At 47.4% G+C, this 16772-nt stretch carries 11 protein-coding genes; 8 read left to right on the forward strand and 3 right to left on the reverse strand.

Going from position 1 to position 16772, the window contains the following annotated elements; translation table 11 throughout:
• Positions 1-4: 4 nt before the first annotated feature.
• Positions 5-3040, reverse strand: coding sequence for a S8 family serine peptidase (locus ACUVJL_RS11050; RefSeq protein WP_445245894.1), 3036 nt, complete (start codon positions 3038-3040; stop codon positions 5-7).
• On the reverse strand, positions 3041-4342 hold the full coding sequence (locus ACUVJL_RS11055) for a DUF4114 domain-containing protein (protein WP_445245885.1): 1302 nt from the start codon (positions 4340-4342) through the stop codon (positions 3041-3043). It lies immediately after the preceding gene.
• A gap of 1508 nt (positions 4343-5850) precedes the next feature.
• Here ACUVJL_RS11055 and ACUVJL_RS11060 point away from each other — a divergent pair.
• The 4 genes from ACUVJL_RS11060 to ACUVJL_RS11075 all read left to right on the forward strand — a co-directional run bounded on the left by ACUVJL_RS11060 (position 5851) and on the right by ACUVJL_RS11075 (position 13056).
• Complete coding sequence (locus tag ACUVJL_RS11060; protein ID WP_445245886.1) at positions 5851-9375, forward strand: hypothetical protein; 3525 nt, start codon at positions 5851-5853, stop codon at positions 9373-9375.
• A gap of 252 nt (positions 9376-9627) precedes the next feature.
• A complete protein-coding gene (locus ACUVJL_RS11065; protein ID WP_445245887.1) occupies positions 9628-12504 on the forward strand; it encodes a zinc-dependent metalloprotease in 2877 nt (958 codons plus the stop codon).
• Between the two features lie 183 nt (positions 12505-12687).
• Positions 12688-12831 carry a hypothetical protein gene (locus ACUVJL_RS11070; RefSeq protein ID WP_445245888.1) on the forward strand — a complete coding sequence of 48 codons (144 nt, stop codon included), beginning with the start codon at positions 12688-12690 and terminating at the stop codon, positions 12829-12831.
• Between the two features lie 12 nt (positions 12832-12843).
• Positions 12844-13056 (forward strand): XisI protein, encoded by a 213-nt coding sequence (locus ACUVJL_RS11075; protein WP_445245889.1) that lies wholly within the window; start codon positions 12844-12846, stop codon positions 13054-13056.
• Between the two features lie 139 nt (positions 13057-13195).
• On the opposite strand, the gene ACUVJL_RS11080 is transcribed toward ACUVJL_RS11075, so the two are convergent.
• Positions 13196-14614 (reverse strand): hypothetical protein, encoded by a 1419-nt coding sequence (locus ACUVJL_RS11080; protein ID WP_445245890.1) that lies wholly within the window; start codon positions 14612-14614, stop codon positions 13196-13198.
• Positions 14615-15119: 505 nt separating this feature from the next.
• On the opposite strand from ACUVJL_RS11080, the gene ACUVJL_RS11085 reads away from it, so the two are divergent.
• Genes ACUVJL_RS11085 through ACUVJL_RS11100 form a run of 4 tightly spaced genes read left to right on the forward strand, consistent with a single transcriptional unit; the run spans position 15120 to position 16378 of the window.
• A complete protein-coding gene (locus ACUVJL_RS11085) occupies positions 15120-15365 on the forward strand; it encodes a hypothetical protein (protein WP_445245891.1) in 246 nt (81 codons plus the stop codon).
• A 12-nt stretch (positions 15366-15377) separates the two neighbouring features.
• A complete protein-coding gene (locus ACUVJL_RS11090) occupies positions 15378-15590 on the forward strand; it encodes a XisI protein (protein WP_445245892.1) in 213 nt (70 codons plus the stop codon).
• A gap of 48 nt (positions 15591-15638) precedes the next feature.
• Positions 15639-16055 carry an element excision factor XisH family protein gene (locus ACUVJL_RS11095; protein ID WP_333227949.1) on the forward strand — a complete coding sequence of 139 codons (417 nt, stop codon included), beginning with the start codon at positions 15639-15641 and terminating at the stop codon, positions 16053-16055.
• Positions 16043-16378, forward strand: coding sequence for a XisI protein (locus ACUVJL_RS11100; RefSeq protein ID WP_445245893.1), 336 nt, complete (start codon positions 16043-16045; stop codon positions 16376-16378). The genes ACUVJL_RS11095 and ACUVJL_RS11100 overlap by 13 nt, the downstream gene beginning before the upstream one ends.
• The last annotated feature ends 394 nt before the right edge of the window (positions 16379-16772 follow it).

Here is a 16772-nt window from a genome sequence, read left to right on the forward strand (position 1 = left end):
CGGGTCAAATGACCCCCCCCGTTTCCTCCGATTCACCCGGCGCATACTTGCCATCTTTCCAACTAGACTTCGACCAGCTTTCACTCCAATTATTGGGACCATCATCCCAAACTGTCCCGCTGCGAGTCCAACTCCAACTGCTGCCATTACTCGTCGAAACACCCTCTTTCGTCACCGATTCAGAGTCGTAACCGCTCACAGTCTCTGTCCAACTGTAACCTCCCTTAAAATAAGATTTGCTGTAACTTGAACTCCAGCTAGAATACTTGGAAACCCAACTAACTACCCCCTGGCTATCCTCAGTGCTTTCGCTCGACCATTTCTCGTAAATCGAACTGCCATTCTCAGTTTTGCGACCATCTTTATAAGTTGTGACTGTCTGTGAATTCCGAGTCCGGGAGCTATCGCTACTGTTAGATGAAGTGGAATTACTGCCCTCGGTGCTGCTGTTACTTTTAGTAGCTGTTATTGTTGATTCGTCACTGCTACTTTGAGTAGTATAAGTATCAGTCTTATACTCGCTCTGCCACCGATCATGATTTTCCGAATAATTTTCTTGCTCGGAATTAGAACTGACTTTGCCCTCACTGTTGCTGTTGGAATAATTCGACTTGCTAACAGAATAATTATCCTGATTGTGGCTGCTCGTTTCCGGGCCGTTTTTGTAGTTTTGGGTATCATTACTCTGAGTTACCGAGTAATTATTACCTCGATTGTTATTCCAATAATTGCTGCCGTTGCTGCTATGAGTTTCCTGAGACTGATTGACGGTATATGTGTCTCTGTTGCTGGTATTTTTTGACTTGCCGTCATCGTAAATGCTGTTAGTATTACTATTGGCTTCCGAATAAACATCGCGGCTGTTGCTGCCGACTGTTTGGCCGTCAGTTGTAGTGTTGTCCCAAGTAGAATTGATAACTGAATAGTTGTCGCTGCTGTTGCCATATTTGTAGAAACCGCTGCTACTGCTACTCTGATAATTCGAGCGATAGACTTGGTTTTCTTCCCCGCTGTGAGTGTTGGTGTAACTGCTGTTATTGCTGCTATTAGTCCAGTCAGCTTTGCCTTGAACTTGAGTTGAACTGTTGTTGAAAGAACTGTCTGTGCTGCTAGTATTGCGAGTATTTGAAGTTGATTTTGAACCCCAATCGTCTTGGCGCTTGCCGTTACTCATTGAATAGTCCGTGCCGTATTTGCTGTCAGATTGAGAGAAGCTGTTTCGGTAGCTCTCGTCAGTGGTGTTTGTAGTTTGTGAAGGACTGGTATAATTGCTAGAACTGCGGGCTTTTTGATTGGATGAGCTTTGGTCGTTGCGAGTGCCTTCGTATTTAACTCGGCTGTAATTGTCCTGTGATTGATTTGTGTTTTCGACTGAGTTTTGGGAAAAGTTTTTGCTGGTGTATGTAGCAGCATTTGTGCTGGAATCGCTGGTGGATTCGTTAAAAGAGTTGCCCTTGCTGTTGGTGTTGACGGTGCTTTTATCCCAGCTTGATTTTGTGTTTGAGAAGTGGCTATTAGTTTGAGAGTCGGTGGTGGTTGTGCCGTTAGAGTTGCTGGTAGTGGTGGTTGTGTTTGGCGCTAATTCTGTGGTATAGGAGCTAGTGCCTGCCTCGTTGTCTCCGGTTGAGGTGCTGGTAGTCTTTGGCGTATTACCTGCGGCGTTGGTTAGGGCCGGTCTTTCTGAGGGTTTGGCTGCGGTATGATTCGAAGAGTTACTGGTATTTGCATCAGCATGAATCAGGGATTTTGTCAAGTGTTTTGTGGCTGCCAAGACTGGGATTGTGGGGATTGTTTCGATGGCAGTAGCAATTGCCAATTCGCGATTTAATATTCCGTATCCTGTCCTTTCGTCCCATCCGGGTACGTCGATGTCGCTGGCTGTTTTTAGGAGGATGTTTTTGATTTGTTGGCGGCTGAGTGATGGGTTGGCTGCCCACATTTGGGAGAGGGTGTTTGTGACTTTAGCCGCGGCTATTGATGTGCCTTGTTTTGTTTCGGTTGTTGATGGTTCTGCTGTTTGTGGACTGCTGATTTGTGCTAAGATATCTAGCCCTTCTCCGTAGCTGGAATAGGCGCTGCGGTTGTTGTTTTCGGCTGCGCCAACTGTGATGATGTTGTCGAATTCTGTGGAGGCTTGTCCGAGTGCGGATGCGAGCTCCCCTTGATTTCCAGCGGCTGCTACAATCAGGATGTTGTTGTCAAGGGCGTATTTAAGTGCTGATTTTTCTTCTGCTGTCAGTTTGTGCCGTGTGGTTTGTGTGCCGTCGGGATTGATTTGGGTTAAGTCGAAGCTGAGGTTGACGACGGCGTTGGGTTGTTTTGAGGCAATGGATGCGTCTACAAATTCTATCAGGGATTGATGCCATTTGCCGCTACCAGTGGCTCGTCCCAACCAAATCGGAGTCGATTTTTTGGTGGCGTTTTGATTGTTGGAGTGGCTGATAATTTCTAAAATTGTGTCGCCGTGTTGGTTTTCTTGATTTGGTTGCAGTAGGGGATTGTTGTCGCCCTCGATTAAGTCTTTGCCGAGTCGGATTTGGCTGTAGTCGATGTTGGGATTGTTGGCGAGAAAGCCGGTGTCGATGATTCCGATTAATGGTTGGTTTTGTTGGGGGAGGTTGGGGGTTATTTCTGGTTGAGTTTCTGTGTCGGTGACTGTGTATTCGTTGATGGTTGTTTCGGAGTCGCTGTCAGTTGCAGTTGCGATGAAGGAGTCGGCGATGATATTTTGTGAGTTGTCTGGCTGATTGTTTTCCTCGGATGGTATTTCGGGAGTAATGGCGAGGTTTTGGGAATCGAAGTCGGAGTTTACATATTCATTGATGGTTGTTTGCTGCTGATTGTCGCTGGCGGTGGTGATATTTTCTGATTGTTGCGAGTGATGGTTTTGTGTGACGGCGATTTTGGGAATAATAGTTTGGGCGTCGGTAACTATATATTCTGATGCGGATGGTTGATGATTTTGACCCGATTCTGTTTCGGGAATGAGTGGGAATTGTTGGGCGAATATGCTGTTGAGAGTTTCCGACTGTTGGGAAATTTATTCGAGAGAAATTAGCGGGAAATTTTCAGGAGTTTGGCTGGCTATTTCGGCGCTGTCGATAGGATTCGGGGAGATGTTTTCAATTTCTCCGGTGAGAATGTCTATGAAGTCTGCGGGTATTGCTGGTATTTCTGGTTTGTCTGCTTGGATAAAGACGGGTATTTCGATTTTGTCACCTGTGATGAAGTCGATTGAGTTGACATTTACGATCGTTGGTTGAGTGTTTTCTGAGATAGTTGAGATGATATTTTCGGAAATTGTGGGGTTTTCAGTTTCTCCCGCTGGGGAATTTTCGGGTTTTGTCTCAACAGGATTTGTCCGGGAATTGGGAATTTCAGAAATTGTCGGATTTTCAGTTTCTGCTGCTGGGGAATTTTCGGTTTTTGTCTCACCAGAATTCGTGGCGGAATTGGGAATTTCAGAAACAGTCGGATTTTCGGCTTCTACTGCGGGAGAATCTGTTTTTGTCTCAACAGGATTTGTCTGGGAATTGGGATTAGAGGAAATTGTGGGATTTTCAGTTTCTGTCGCAGAGGAGTTTTCCGTTTTTGTCTGGGCCGGATTCGTCCGGGAATTGGGAATTTCAGAAACAGTCGGATTTTCGGCTTCTACTGCGGGAGAATCTGTTTTTGTTTGGGCTGGATTTGTCGCAGGATTGGGATTAGAGGAAACTGTCGGATTTTCAGTTTCTGTCGCAGAGGAGTTTTCCGTTTTTATCTGGGCTGGATTTGTCGCAGGATTGGGATTAGAGGAAATTGTCGGATTTTCAGTTTCTGTCGCAGAGGAGTTTTCCGTTTTTATCTCAACAGGATTTGTCCGGGAATTGGGATTAGAGGAAATTGTCGGATTTTCAGTTTCTGTCGCTGGAGAATTTTCTGGTTTTGTTTCAACAGGATTTGTTGCAGAAGTAGTATCTGCTTTTTCGTCTTCTAATTTAGTCTCAGTTTGTGGCGCAGCGTCACCTATCAATTCTTTGCCTTTTTCTGATGTACGCCAATCGGACTTTTTGGCAATTACATCATCCATTGAAATGACTTTAGGGGTGGCAGCTTTGAGGGAAAATATGATATCATTGTAGTCAGCATCGCTCCCTTCTCCTATCCCCATATCTTCCATGACAAATATACTGCCACCATTCGCAACACTGGCTATTTGTCCTGGTTTAAAAGCATCGCTGGAATTAGCTGTTGCCATTGAGAATAAGGGTTTTTTGTCGCCGCCAATGCCTGGGTTGTCGTATACTTGCTGTATTGTGCCGTTGGGAACTACGATGATACCAAGTTCGTCTCCGGGAGTCATTGCGAAGGTTTTGATTCCTCGGTATTCCCCGATATTGAAGTTGTTTTCTCCCTCGAAACTAGAGAATGAAGCTGCTTCTGTACTGTCAGAAATGGCGATATAACCGAGTGAGGAGTTGCTTAAAGCGCGTCTGGCTGCTTCTTTAATAAATGCTATTGAATCGGGAACAAATTCCTGTATTCCTGTGAGGCTGATAATTGCTAGTTCTCCTTGATACCAGCCTCCGTCTGATAGGTAATCGAAGCTAATTTTACCGGTTTCGTCTGCTTGGAAAATGCCGGAGTCGAAAGAGATGTTATTTTGAGTGGCGGGTTTGGTTGTATCGCCTGTGATTGCGTCGGTTTGAGTGGTGGATATTTGCGGTTTTTCGGGGATGTTGTTGGTTGTTGGTGTGGGATTTTTGTTGAGGATGAAGGTATCTATGTCTGGTTGGGGAGGTGTTTCTGGGCTTTGATCGAGGATTTGGTTGTTTGATGCTAATGGTTCTATTCGGGAGTTTGTGGATGATATTTCGTTAGTTTTTAGGACATTTTCCGGGGGGAAGTGTAATTATTTGTATATTTGTTTGGTTGCAGGTCTTCTGCAATATCGGGAAGAATGGAAGAGGTGCCTGTTAGTTTGGGGGTAGATGCTTCGATTTGTAACATGATTTAAATTCCTTTATTTACAGTAAAAGGGACAAAAAAATGCCGAATTTTAGCTAGTTTATTTGGAAAATTTCGTAAGTCAAGCGAGTCTATGCCACGCAGGAGTTGTGAGTTTTTCCTGGCGAACATAAGATGCGATCTCAATAGGTCAAAATCGGCCAAAGTGGCGGATCTAAAGTTTGAGGCGATCGCAATAAGTTGTTTTTTTTATGGCTGTTGTGAATTGATAACTTTGAGAATATCAATAACTTTTATTGAAGTCAATGGGTTTGGGCAGTATTCAAGCAAACTTTATGGCAACTTTTATCTATCTTCCATACCGTGAAGTTTCACATTAGGAAGTTTGGGCGTTTGAGGGTTGGGAGTTGGCAATCGCAAAACTGATTTTTTCGTGGTTTGTATAAAAAGTAACTTATAGCGGTTCTCAAAAAAGTGAGGTATCCCCTATGCCCACCCAGGCCTATGCCCACCCAGGCCACGGAGGCCTATGCCGGATAGTACCTCATCTTTCGCTCGAAAGGCTATAATTTGTTCGCAAAAATACGAAAAAACCGATCGCAACAACAGTAAAGGCTTTGGAAACTAGGTTGTACAGTCCAGGAGGCAGACACACTATATGTATAGCCTTTGTCAGTAACATGAGGTACTATCTGGCATAAGGCATAGGCCTGGGTGGGAATAGGCCTGGGTGGGCCTACCTCACCACGCTTGAGAACCCCTATAGTGGGGTGCGATTCCTAATAATTACTAAGGACCAATGACTGATGACTTCGCCTAAGTGAAGCCTAATATATGCCAAAATACGGACGAAATGTGCTATCTGTAGAAGACGAAAGCAGCCTTGACCAAATTTAGAGTTTCATGTTGAAGGCGAACGGGAGCATATTGGCAGACAATCGATCGACCGCCTCGCAGTGGGCCGGGGAAGCTTTAGGGCTTCCGGAAGTTCAAGTACAAGCGCGTTTGCGGGGAAATCACCTGCACATTTTGTGCGAAGCAGCGCAGTGTCCGTCTCAAGAATTGGTGACGGCGAGATTTACTCTGGCGATCGAACAAACTGATTTAACGCGACTTCTGCCCGATCGACCTAAAATTTACCAGTTGTTCCTGTGCGGCCGCAAACTCGGTTCCCGACAAAATGACTGGACAGTCCGACTCGATTGCAGCAGTGCTGGGCGACAGCAACAGCCACAGCAACCGCAACCAAAAGTGGCCGTTGTGCCGCCGCCAGCGAGTCACCCCGACGGCGAACCGCCAGATCGCCCAAAAAGAGGCGGATTATTCGGCAAATTTAAAAATGAAAACCGCAAACTCAAACAGACACAAAAACCGGTAGAAACATCGACCCACGCGCCGCAAGTACGGGAAGAATTGGATTTTGACGCCGAAAGTCTGCCCGTCGCCGCACGGATTCAATACCCAGAAGTTTTTGAAACTTCCCCCGTGACGATCGATACCGCGACTGCAGCGACGAGGTTCGCTGTTAGTTCCGCCGTTCCCCCGCAGCATGAGGCGAACAACCGTGGCGCGGTGGCTTTGATTGAATCCCCCGAAGCCGACTCAGGCGAGGGCGAGCTCGCTGGAACATTGAGGGTTTCGCCGGAAACTTTGGCGCGCCGGGGCTATCCAGAGGCGATCGCCAGCTATCTCAGCGAAATCCTCGGGCCGATGGGAGTTTCGGTGAAAGTAAGCATTCGCGAAAAAGAACTCAAAAGCAGCCGGGAAACCCTGCCGGTCAATACGCCAGAAAATATCAAGCCCAAGGAACGCCGGCTGCTGGTGCTGTGCGAGTCAGCTTACAGCCCCGACCCCTCCTTGCTGGCAGAACCCATCGCTAGCAGGCTGCGGAAACTACAACTAGAGGATTTCCGCGAAGCCGTGATCTGCAGCCAAGTGAGCGGCGAAGCGAAGGCGGACTGGCTGCTGCGGGTGGATTTGACTTCGCCGGACAAAATTCTCAAGGAATGGGCCAGGTGGGGAGACGTACCTGCGATCGCCAAACTGCTAAACCAACACTTGGCACCATCGAGAGTCGAAGTGCGGGCCACCCTCAAAGAAGCCACCCTCCACCTGTTTTGCAGCAAAACTGCCAAAAAAGGACAAAAGCCTAAACGGCAAGAATACCCCGATCGGCAGCAAACCACCGACACGATCGCCCCTTTGTTAGCCTCCTTCGCGCCCCAAGGCCTCCGCGCAGCCACTATCTACGGCGTAGAACCAGCCAGCGGCCAAGAGGCAAATCCGCAGTCGCCGGTGTGGATAGACTGGGTGGACTTGCCTGCAGCCCACCACCCCGACTTGGCGGCGAGCGCCAGAACCCTGGCGGCAGAGGGCGACCAATTGGCTCTGACTTTTTTATTGAACAGGTTGCTAAACCCCAGTCTCAGACGCAAGCTGGAAACTGGAGGGATTCGGGCCCTCGTGCTACAAAAAGCCGACGTGCTGCACGTCATGACAGAAGCTCTGACTTGCCCTTCTCAGTCGAAGGTAGGGCCGCCGGTGGCTAAATTCTTGCGGCAGTTACAAATTCCGGGAGTGGCAGGGGTGCGAGTCTACGGGCGCCGCGCCGGCCAGAAACAGCCCCTGTGGCGCTACGCAATTGACCTCAGAACCGCGGTTGACGAGAAATCAGCGGCGGCACCCGCACCGGCTCCCTCGCAACTGGCTGTCTTGGAAAAGGAACCAGTGCCGGAGTTTGCGCCGGCGGAGGATGGGAGTTTTTCGGGTTTGGGCGAGAATTTGGTGTTCGATGCGCCCGTGCCCAACTCCTGGCGGCCCCGCTTCAAAATCAGACTCCCCGGATACAATCTGGGCGAGCAGTTAGTTCAAGCTGTAGTCCAACCGCTTGTCGCTTCGGGTTTGTTTGTTCCCAACGATGGTTTGTCAACAAATGCAGGAGCTCCCGGGGGCGTGAGAGCCGATCGCGCCGCCAGCATGGCTTTGATTTGGGCGATCGCCGGCTGTCTGCTGACTTTCAATACCGATTGGCTCCTGGGTCTATTTCTGCAATCTGCGACGGTCAGTCAAGCTCCTAGCGCCTCGGAAGTTTGCAGCGATCAAAATTGTCAAAATCCCTCCCCCAAGGCTTTTAGCGACGTTACAGCCCCACTTGCGAACGAAACCCCCGACCCCGTTCCCCCTTCTTCTGAGGTGAATTTGCCTCAAATTCCGTTGCAGCCGTTGCCCGAAGCGAACGGGGAAGAGGCTTTCAATGGCTCAGGGTTTACGAAACCGGGAAATACTAGCGTTCCTGTAGCTGATGTTTCTGCTGCACCCGTGTTCCCGACTTTGAGGAGCGAGCAGCTTGACGAGCAGATAGCGCGCTATCAAGAGTACATCCACCTGCACAAAAAACCGCCGGATATTTTAATTGTCGGTAGTTCGAGGGCGCTGCGGGGCATTGACCCGGCGGTGTTGGAAACAGCTTTGGCAGCTTCGGGCTACCCGGGGCTGAGGGCTTACAATTTTGGGGTTAATGGAGCTACTCTCCAGGTTGTAGATTCGCTCATCCGCCGGATTTTGCCGCCGCAACAATTGCCAAAATTGCTGGTGTTGGCGGACGGGGCTAGGGCTCTCAACAGCGGGCGGCCGGATTTGACTTTTAGCGCGATCGCTTCTTCGGAAGGTTACAGGCAATTGTCCCGGGGTAGTTTTCTGATCCGCACCAATGAATTAGATGCCGAAGGATCGAATCCGAGTGCAAAAAATCCGGTGGCGACTGTCACTGAATTGGTGCAGAATTTGGAACAAGCTCAAGCTAATGTTCAGCAATTGGTGAGTCAAAAGTTGGTGGAGGGTTCTGCAACTTACAAAAAGCGCGATCAACTCAAAGGGTTTTTGCGATCGATCGCCAATCCATCAGCCCCTGTTGCAACCGAGAGCCCCCAAACCGCAGCCCTGGGTCAACAAACAACTGAAAATTCCCAGCCAACTGCTGCGGGTAAACAACCCAGTGAGTTTGAACCAAACGGCTTTTTGCCGATCGATATACGCTTCAATCCCGATACTTACTTTCAGAAGCACCCGAAAGTATCTGGCTACTACGACTCCGACTATCAAGATTTTAAATTGATAGGCGAACAAACTGTAGCACTCAAAAATCTGATCGAATTTACCAAGGTTCGCAACATCAATCTCGTGTTTATCAATATGCCTTTGACTGAAGATTATTTAGACCCGGTGCGAACAGGTTACGAACAAGAATTCCGGCAATATATGCAAGAATTAGCAGCTCAAAGCGGACTAATTTTCCTAGATAAAAGTTTATTGTGGCCCCAGGCGCGGGAATCTTTTTCTGACCCCAGCCACCTCAACCGTTACGGTGCTGTTGCAGTTTCTAAGCGGTTGGCTCAAGATCCCATGATTCCCTGGCCGGCGAAACAATAGTTTTGACTTTTGAGTTTTGAGTTATTTTAGAACTTATACCAATTTTTTATGAGGCCCCGTAGAATCTGATCCCCCCTAACCCCCCTTAATAAGGGGGGGACAAGATTCTTCTCAAAGTCCCCCTTCTTAAGGGGGATTTAGGGGGATCGAGATATGTGCAACTTCACCTTAAATTGGTATTAAAGGAGCCCAGCCTTGCGAGTGCGGCGCGCCTATCTCAAAACTATTCTTCCCTGCGGCTGGATACTGAAAATGAAAAGATTGATATTTCCTGAAAAGAGTAAAAATACACAGATAAAAAGTGCCAGAAAAAATCTGCCTGTGATATTTTTTATATTATCTTTAGCATTTTTCTGTTGGAGTTTGTATAAAGGTTTCTTTTTACCTTTAGCTTTATCATCTGGGCCGCCCAGCAACGAACAAAGTAGCCAACAGCAAACTATGGCACCCTTTGAACAGGTTGTCCAAGACGCACAAAAGTTAGAGGGATTATTTACTCTTTACCGCAATCAAGCAACTAATAAAGTTTATCTGGAAATTACACCGCAACAACTAGACAAAAAGTTCCTGTGTTTCGTGACATTGGCTTCGGGCTTGGGGGAAGCGGGAATTTTGAGCGGAATGCCGATCGGCGATTTCTTGTTTCAACTGCGCCGAGTCCAAAATAACGTGCAGTTTGTAATACCAAATATCAATTTTCGCACCAGTCCGGGCGACCCACAAGCTGGTTCGGTGGAAAGAGCATTTAGCGAGTCGATTCTCTATTCTTTGCCGCTCAAAAGTATTCATCCGCAAAGAAAAACTCTGCTGATCGACTTAGGCGATTTGCTGATGAGCGAAAAGCGCGATTTACCAGGGGTAAAGGCAATTTTGCCGATGATTTTGGGCGCTTCTTACTCGATAGATGAAGACAAGTCTTATTTTAAAGATGTTAAAGCGTTTCCGCTGAATGTAGAAATTGCTTCTATTTACGGTTTTTCCAGCGATAATGACAGTGCGGTTAACTATTTACCTTCCATTCCTGACAGTCGGGCTTTTAACCTCCGCATTCACTACAGTTTCTCGGAAGTGCCGCTAAATAACGGCTACCGCCCCAGACTCGCGGACGAGCGAGTGGGCTATTTTCTCACAGCATATAAGGACTTTTCTGACAAGAGCAGCCGGGAGCCTTTTGTGCGCTATATCAATCGCTGGCATTTGCAAAAGCAAATCCCGACGGCGCCGCTGTCGCCTCCGGTGCAGCCGATCGTCTTTTGGATTGAAAATAATGTGCCTGTGGAATACCGAAACGCAATTCGCGAGGGCGTTTTGGAGTGGAACAAAGCTTTTGAAAAGGCAGGTTTTACCGAGGCTATTCAGGTCAAACAAATGCCGGACAATGCTAAATGGGACCCGGCTGATGTTCGCTACAATACTATTCGCTGGTCGAGTTCTTTTGAGGCTGAGTTTGCCGGGCTCGGGCCGTCTCGTATTAACCCGCTGACGGGGGAAATTTTGGATGCTGACATTCTTTTGGATGCTAATATTGTCCGGCAACTCAAACAGGGCTATCGGTCTTTGGTGGAACAAAATCGCTCGGTATCTAAGAGTTTTCAAGGGGGAAACGGTTCTAATACTAATCCCTGTCAGTTCGGGATATATTCTCGCTATTTGAATGTGCTAGAAAATGGGGATTTAGGAAAAAGCAGCGGGGAAAATGCTCGAGGTGGAATTGCTGATGATTTGCCGACTTTGGTAGAAAGATACCAAGAGCAAAAGCGAGATCCTTTATCGCGGTTGATTTCGAGTTCGGATATGTGTTTTGGGTTGGAATCGAGCCGACAGTTTGCGATCGGGGCAATGTCGATGGAATTGTTGGAAAATGCAGCGCCTAGCAGTGGGGCGATTGACAATTATGTTAATGAATATATCCGATTTTTGACTGCCCACGAAGTAGGTCATACTCTCGGTTTGAGGCACAATTTTCACGGGAGTACGATGCTGGAACCGGAGGATTTGAACAATACTCAGGTAACTCACACGCAAGGTATGATTGCGTCGGTGATGGATTATGTGCCGATTAATTTGGCACCTGCAGGAACTGTGCAGGGCGACTATTATCCAAGGATTGTAGGGCCTTACGACGATTGGGCGATCGAGTACGGTTACAAGGTGATTGGCGGCGTAAACCCCAACAGCGACTTACCAGCGCTGCAACAAATTGCCAGCCGCGCTGCCCAAGCCCCATTAGCTTACGCGCCGGATGAGGATTCTGTTGATATTCTCGACCCCGCTGCGAATACCTTCGATCTCAGCGCTAATATGCTGAGGTATTCGCAATGGCAATTGGATAATGCTAGGGCGATGTGGAAGCGTTTAGAAAAGCGAATTCCGGTTGGGGAAGAGAGTTATAACGAACTGCGGGTGATGTTTGATTCGGTTTTTGGGTATTACGTTCAGCAGGTGATGAATGCTACTTTGTACGTCGGGGGACAGTCGTTTAATCGGATTCGCCCTGGTGATACTAATGCGAAGTTGCCGTTTGTGCCGATCGAACTTTCTCAGCAGCGAGAAGCTTTGGCTACACTGGATAAGTACGTTTTTGCCCCGGATGCGTTTAGTTTTGCGCCGGAATTGCTCAACAAATTGGCGCCTTCGCGCTGGGAACACTGGGGAAGTCCGGCTTTGGTGTTTCCTCTAGATTACCCGATCGGCGATCGAATTACTTTTTTGCAGCGGTTTGTGTTGCGGGTTTTGCTATCTCCGACGCGGCTGGCGAGGCTGCGGGATGCGGAGTTAAAATCAGCGCCGGAAACTGCTTTGAGGTTGCCGGAAGTGTTGGATACTGTGCAAAAAAATATCTGGAAAGAGGTTTTGCAGCCGACAAATAAAAAGATGGAGATTTCGACTTTTAGGCGTTCTTTGCAGCGGGAACATTTGGCGATTTTGATCGGAATGGTGCTGCGAAAAACGAATGTTCCTGAGGATGCGCGGAGTTTGGCTTGGTACGAGTTGCGGCAGTTGCGGGAGGGTTTGAGCAAGAGTATTCGGAATTTGGATCGGAAGGCTGATGCTTATACGCGGGCTCATTTGGAGGAAACGCGCGATCGAATTTCTAAGGTTTTGAATTCGCAAATTCAGTCGAATTAATTTTATATAGGGCTTACGCATGGGGGTCCAGAAACCGGGTTTTTTACGATAATATTTCGTTGCAACCCGCAGATTTGGTAAAAAACCCGGTTTCTTAGAATCTCAGTCAACTTAAAATAATTAAGTAAAGAAACCGGGTTTTCGCACGATCGTTTTTGACTCAAACACGGAGGAGATTATCCAATGGAAACCGCAAATCAACCCGTAGACCAATGGCGTGAGACGTTGGAGAAAATTCTCCAATACTATGCGGATCTTCCTTATACTTATGGGGATGTGATTACCTATGTGGTGGTGAGCCGCGATTCCTTCGGAAAGCTTCGCTAACGTAACCATTTTATGCTGATACATGAAGGCTGGGAAAATCATCTGCGAGTTCATGGTTATGTGGTTCATGCCGAAATCCGCAATGACAAAATATGGATTCATTATGATGGCATTGAAGACGGCATCACTAATGAACTCGTCGCCTCTGGCGTTCCCAAAGACCACATTGTTCTTGCTTTCCATCCACCCGAAGTCCGACAGCATACTGGATATGCGATCGCATAGCTTCTCCTCTTGACCAAGATTTTAGACAATCCCTGGCGATCGCCATTTACTCAGAAAACGGGTAAAGGGGCAAGCTTTGTCACATAAAGCTTAACCCCTCTAACTCGCACCAGGGATAGGATTAATAGGGCAAAGAGTTTTAATTCCGAGGCCCGACAGTCGATAGATTCAAGCCGCTATCATAGATGTCGTCAGCAATCTGAAGTCCAAGCGGAATACCACCAATATTCTGAGAGAGGTCGGGATTGCCTGTATCATCTGGAGCAAAAGCATCAAATACCCAATGCACTCCTAAAAAGACACGGCTGAGGCCATTTTCGATAATCATTTGCCACAGCCCACCAGGGAAACTGCGAACGTGTTTGGGTCGGACAGTTCCCTTATTGTCTCGGCTAATGCCATTTAACTCATCAGAGACCAAGGTAATCCCATCAAACAAGCTGTCATCGCTGCAGCTAGTTACGCCATAAAACCGTCGGGTAATATGCAACGCGGCTGCACCGAACGTAGCGTGTCCAGAAGGATAGGCTGGAAAAGGTGGCGTACCGTTTTTCTTGGTGGAATTCGTATTCGGTGCCCCTAGTGGTAACCAAAAGGGGTCAGCATCCTCAGAGATGACGTTATTGCCAGTAGCTGCTGGGCCTAATGAGGGATCGTCTTCCCGAATGCCGACGACAGGTCGCCATAAATCGTGAATGTATTTCTGATCCCAGGCTAAAATACCCGCATCTCCCATTGCAGCATTGACTAGCGCAAAAAGACGAGCATTTTGATCGACAGTATTATTCTGAGCGATCGCCACGGCACGGACAATCTGGTTGTACAACCGAGGGGGTGTCCCTAACTCAGCAGCGCCATCATAGGCCCAGTAGATGCCGATGAGTGTTTCATTTGCAGTTCGAGGAGAAATATCTGCCGGCAAAGTTCCCATCAATTCAGGTGCAATCCCTTTCCCGCGCACCTGTCTCAGGGCGTTGATATACTCAGGACTCCCTGGCTGAGGTGGAGGATTTAACTCATAACGGTTAGTGACAGCAAAACCTCTTGATTGTGCGCCATAGAAGGGCGCATGAAAACCTTGATCGCTATTATCTGGATCGGGACGGTGGGCGCCAGCAGCCACTGATGCAGCATAGCCATCATCGCTAGCGCTAGGATCATCCTGCCGCTTCTCCAAGATTTTTTTAGCTACCAATAGACCAAATTCATGACCTTCTTGTAGGCCGTTTCCTTGTAAACCTGCTTGAGTATGTTTCAGATTAAAAAATGATTTTTGACTGGGATACAAGCTAGACAATGTAGCGTGGGCAGCGGCGGCTACCGCAGCATTGGCTGAGGCATTGGGTTTGGGACTAGGTAAGCCAGGAAGATAAGGAGATAAGTTAACTGTATCGACTGGATTACCCTGTACCCCTGCATAAGCGTCATACATGGCTAAGTGAACGATAGCCAAAGCGCGAGAACTTAGAGTGGGGCCTGGTTGCTCGTTCTTTCCGTTAGTAAAACTAATGCGATTGGCTTCGAGTGCGACTTCATTCCAATACAGAATAGGGTCCATTGTGTTTCTCCTAAAAATAGTTAAGTAGGGCTGCTTACCAACGCCCAAAGGGTTGTGTTGGGCTATAATAAGGGGGATTTTGCTAATTTTAGTGGTCGCTAATTTCAGCTTGAGTTCACCCTTACCTTCAGTTAGTAAATCTAGCTGACGAGTTTTCCTCATTGCGCTCATTCTCACTAAAGTTTGAGGCAATCGCCTAGTCACTTTTTTGAGTTACCTCAAATGAGTGTCACTCGTTTGAGGGACATGGCTGCAACTTTGCCCAATTTTTGGAGATTTTGCTGAACTAATACGGCAACCAGCTAGGGAAAATAAGTAATAATGTGGAGGGAAACATTTTCCTAGGGTGTTTAGCATTCGCTGCCGATCGAGCGATCGCAACTTGCATTGTGTAGGATAGATATAGAGGCAGCCTAAACAAAAAAGCAGAAGCTGGGCAATTGCGGCGGTCAGAATCGGGTTGTTGGGCGATCGTTTTTGACTCAAACAGGGAGGAGATTACCCAATGGCAAGGGCAAATCATATCAATTCCGGTTGCACTGGAATGATGGGCAGTGGTCCGTGGGGGAATGTGGAATTATTGACCGAGACTCGATCGTTCCCATCCCACCGGAAACGATATCAACCCCTAGACGCATGGCGTGAGAGGTTGGAGAAAATCCTCGAATATTATGCGGATCTTCCTGAGAGTTATGGGGATGTGATTACCTATGTGGTGGGCAGCCGCGATTCCTTCGGAAAGCTTCGCTAACGCAGCCATTTTATGCTGATACATGAAGGTTGGGAAAATCATCTGCGAGTTCATGGCTATGTGGTTCATGCCGAAATTCGCAATGACAAAATCTGGATTCATTATGATGGGATTGAAGACGGCATCACTGATGAACTCGTCGCCTCGGGCGTGCCCAAAGATTGCATTGTTCTTGCTTTCCATCCACCCGAAGTTCGAGAACATACTGGATATGCGATCGCGTAACCTCTGCGGAACTTATGTGGTATATGATAGATAAATATAACAGCCCCTATGCCTGCCAAAGACTTTTATCACGATACTGTCTGCACCGCCCTCATCAAAGACGGTTGGACAATTACTAACGATCCTTTCAAGCTCAGAGTTGGCGGACGTTCAGTCTACGTTGATTTGGGCGCAAAAAAGCTCTTCGCAGCCGAGAAGCAAGGGCGCAAAATTGCCGTAGAAATCAAAAGCTTTCTCGATCCATCACTTGTAAGCGAGTTAGAAAAGGCACTCGGTCAATACGATTTGTATTATCTGATTATGGAGGATGAAGATCCAGAACGAGTCCTTTACCTAGCGATCGCCCAAACCGTATTTGCAGGTTTTTTCTCAGAAGAGATATGTCAAATGGTACTTCGTAAAAAGAGCATTAACCTGATTATTTTTGATTCAGAAACAGAGGAGATTGTTCAATGGATAGACTAAAATTTTATCAAGATACAATTGAGAAAATTCTTAAAGATCATGCTGCTATCTCTTATAGTCATGGCGACATTCAGCAATATGTCATCATTGATGCCGATCGAACTCATTTTCTACTCTTCAATGAAGGTTGGGATCGTAAAAAGCGCGTTCACGGTTGCGTCACCCATGTCCAAATTATCGGAGAAAAAATTTGGATTCACTATGACGGCATCGAAGACGGCATCACCGTTGAACTCGTCGCGGCTGGTGTGCCCAAAGACCACATTGTTCTGGCTTTCCATCCACCGGAAGTCCGAGAGTATACTGGATATGCGATCGCATAGCTTCTCGTCTTGACCGAGATTTTAGATAATATCAGCTTGGTAGCGTATATGATCGCACCTTAATAATTTTTTGGCAATACTGAGTACGCTATAGCAATCCTCGCATCAGTTTCAATAACTGGTTAACTGGTTCTCAGGCTCTGCCTCTTAACCGATGTCCAGAGGCTCTGCCTCGGCCCAGACTATGGAGGCTCTTCCTCCGGATATGCGTTACCAGGCTCTTCCTGGTAACGAGTATAATCATTTAGGATTGCTATACAGATAAGGATCGCGAATTAAATAACTTACAATTTTAATTGTTATTGTGGGATGGGCGTCCCGCCCCAACAAAAATGACGGGCGGGACGCCCAGCCCACTTTCGGGTGGGTATGGATTTTTTTGTCATTTCTTAGT

The sequence above is a fragment of the Microcoleus sp. OTE_8_concoct_300 genome (assembly GCF_031383065.1).
Classification (GTDB): Bacteria; Cyanobacteriota; Cyanobacteriia; order Cyanobacteriales; family Microcoleaceae; genus Microcoleus.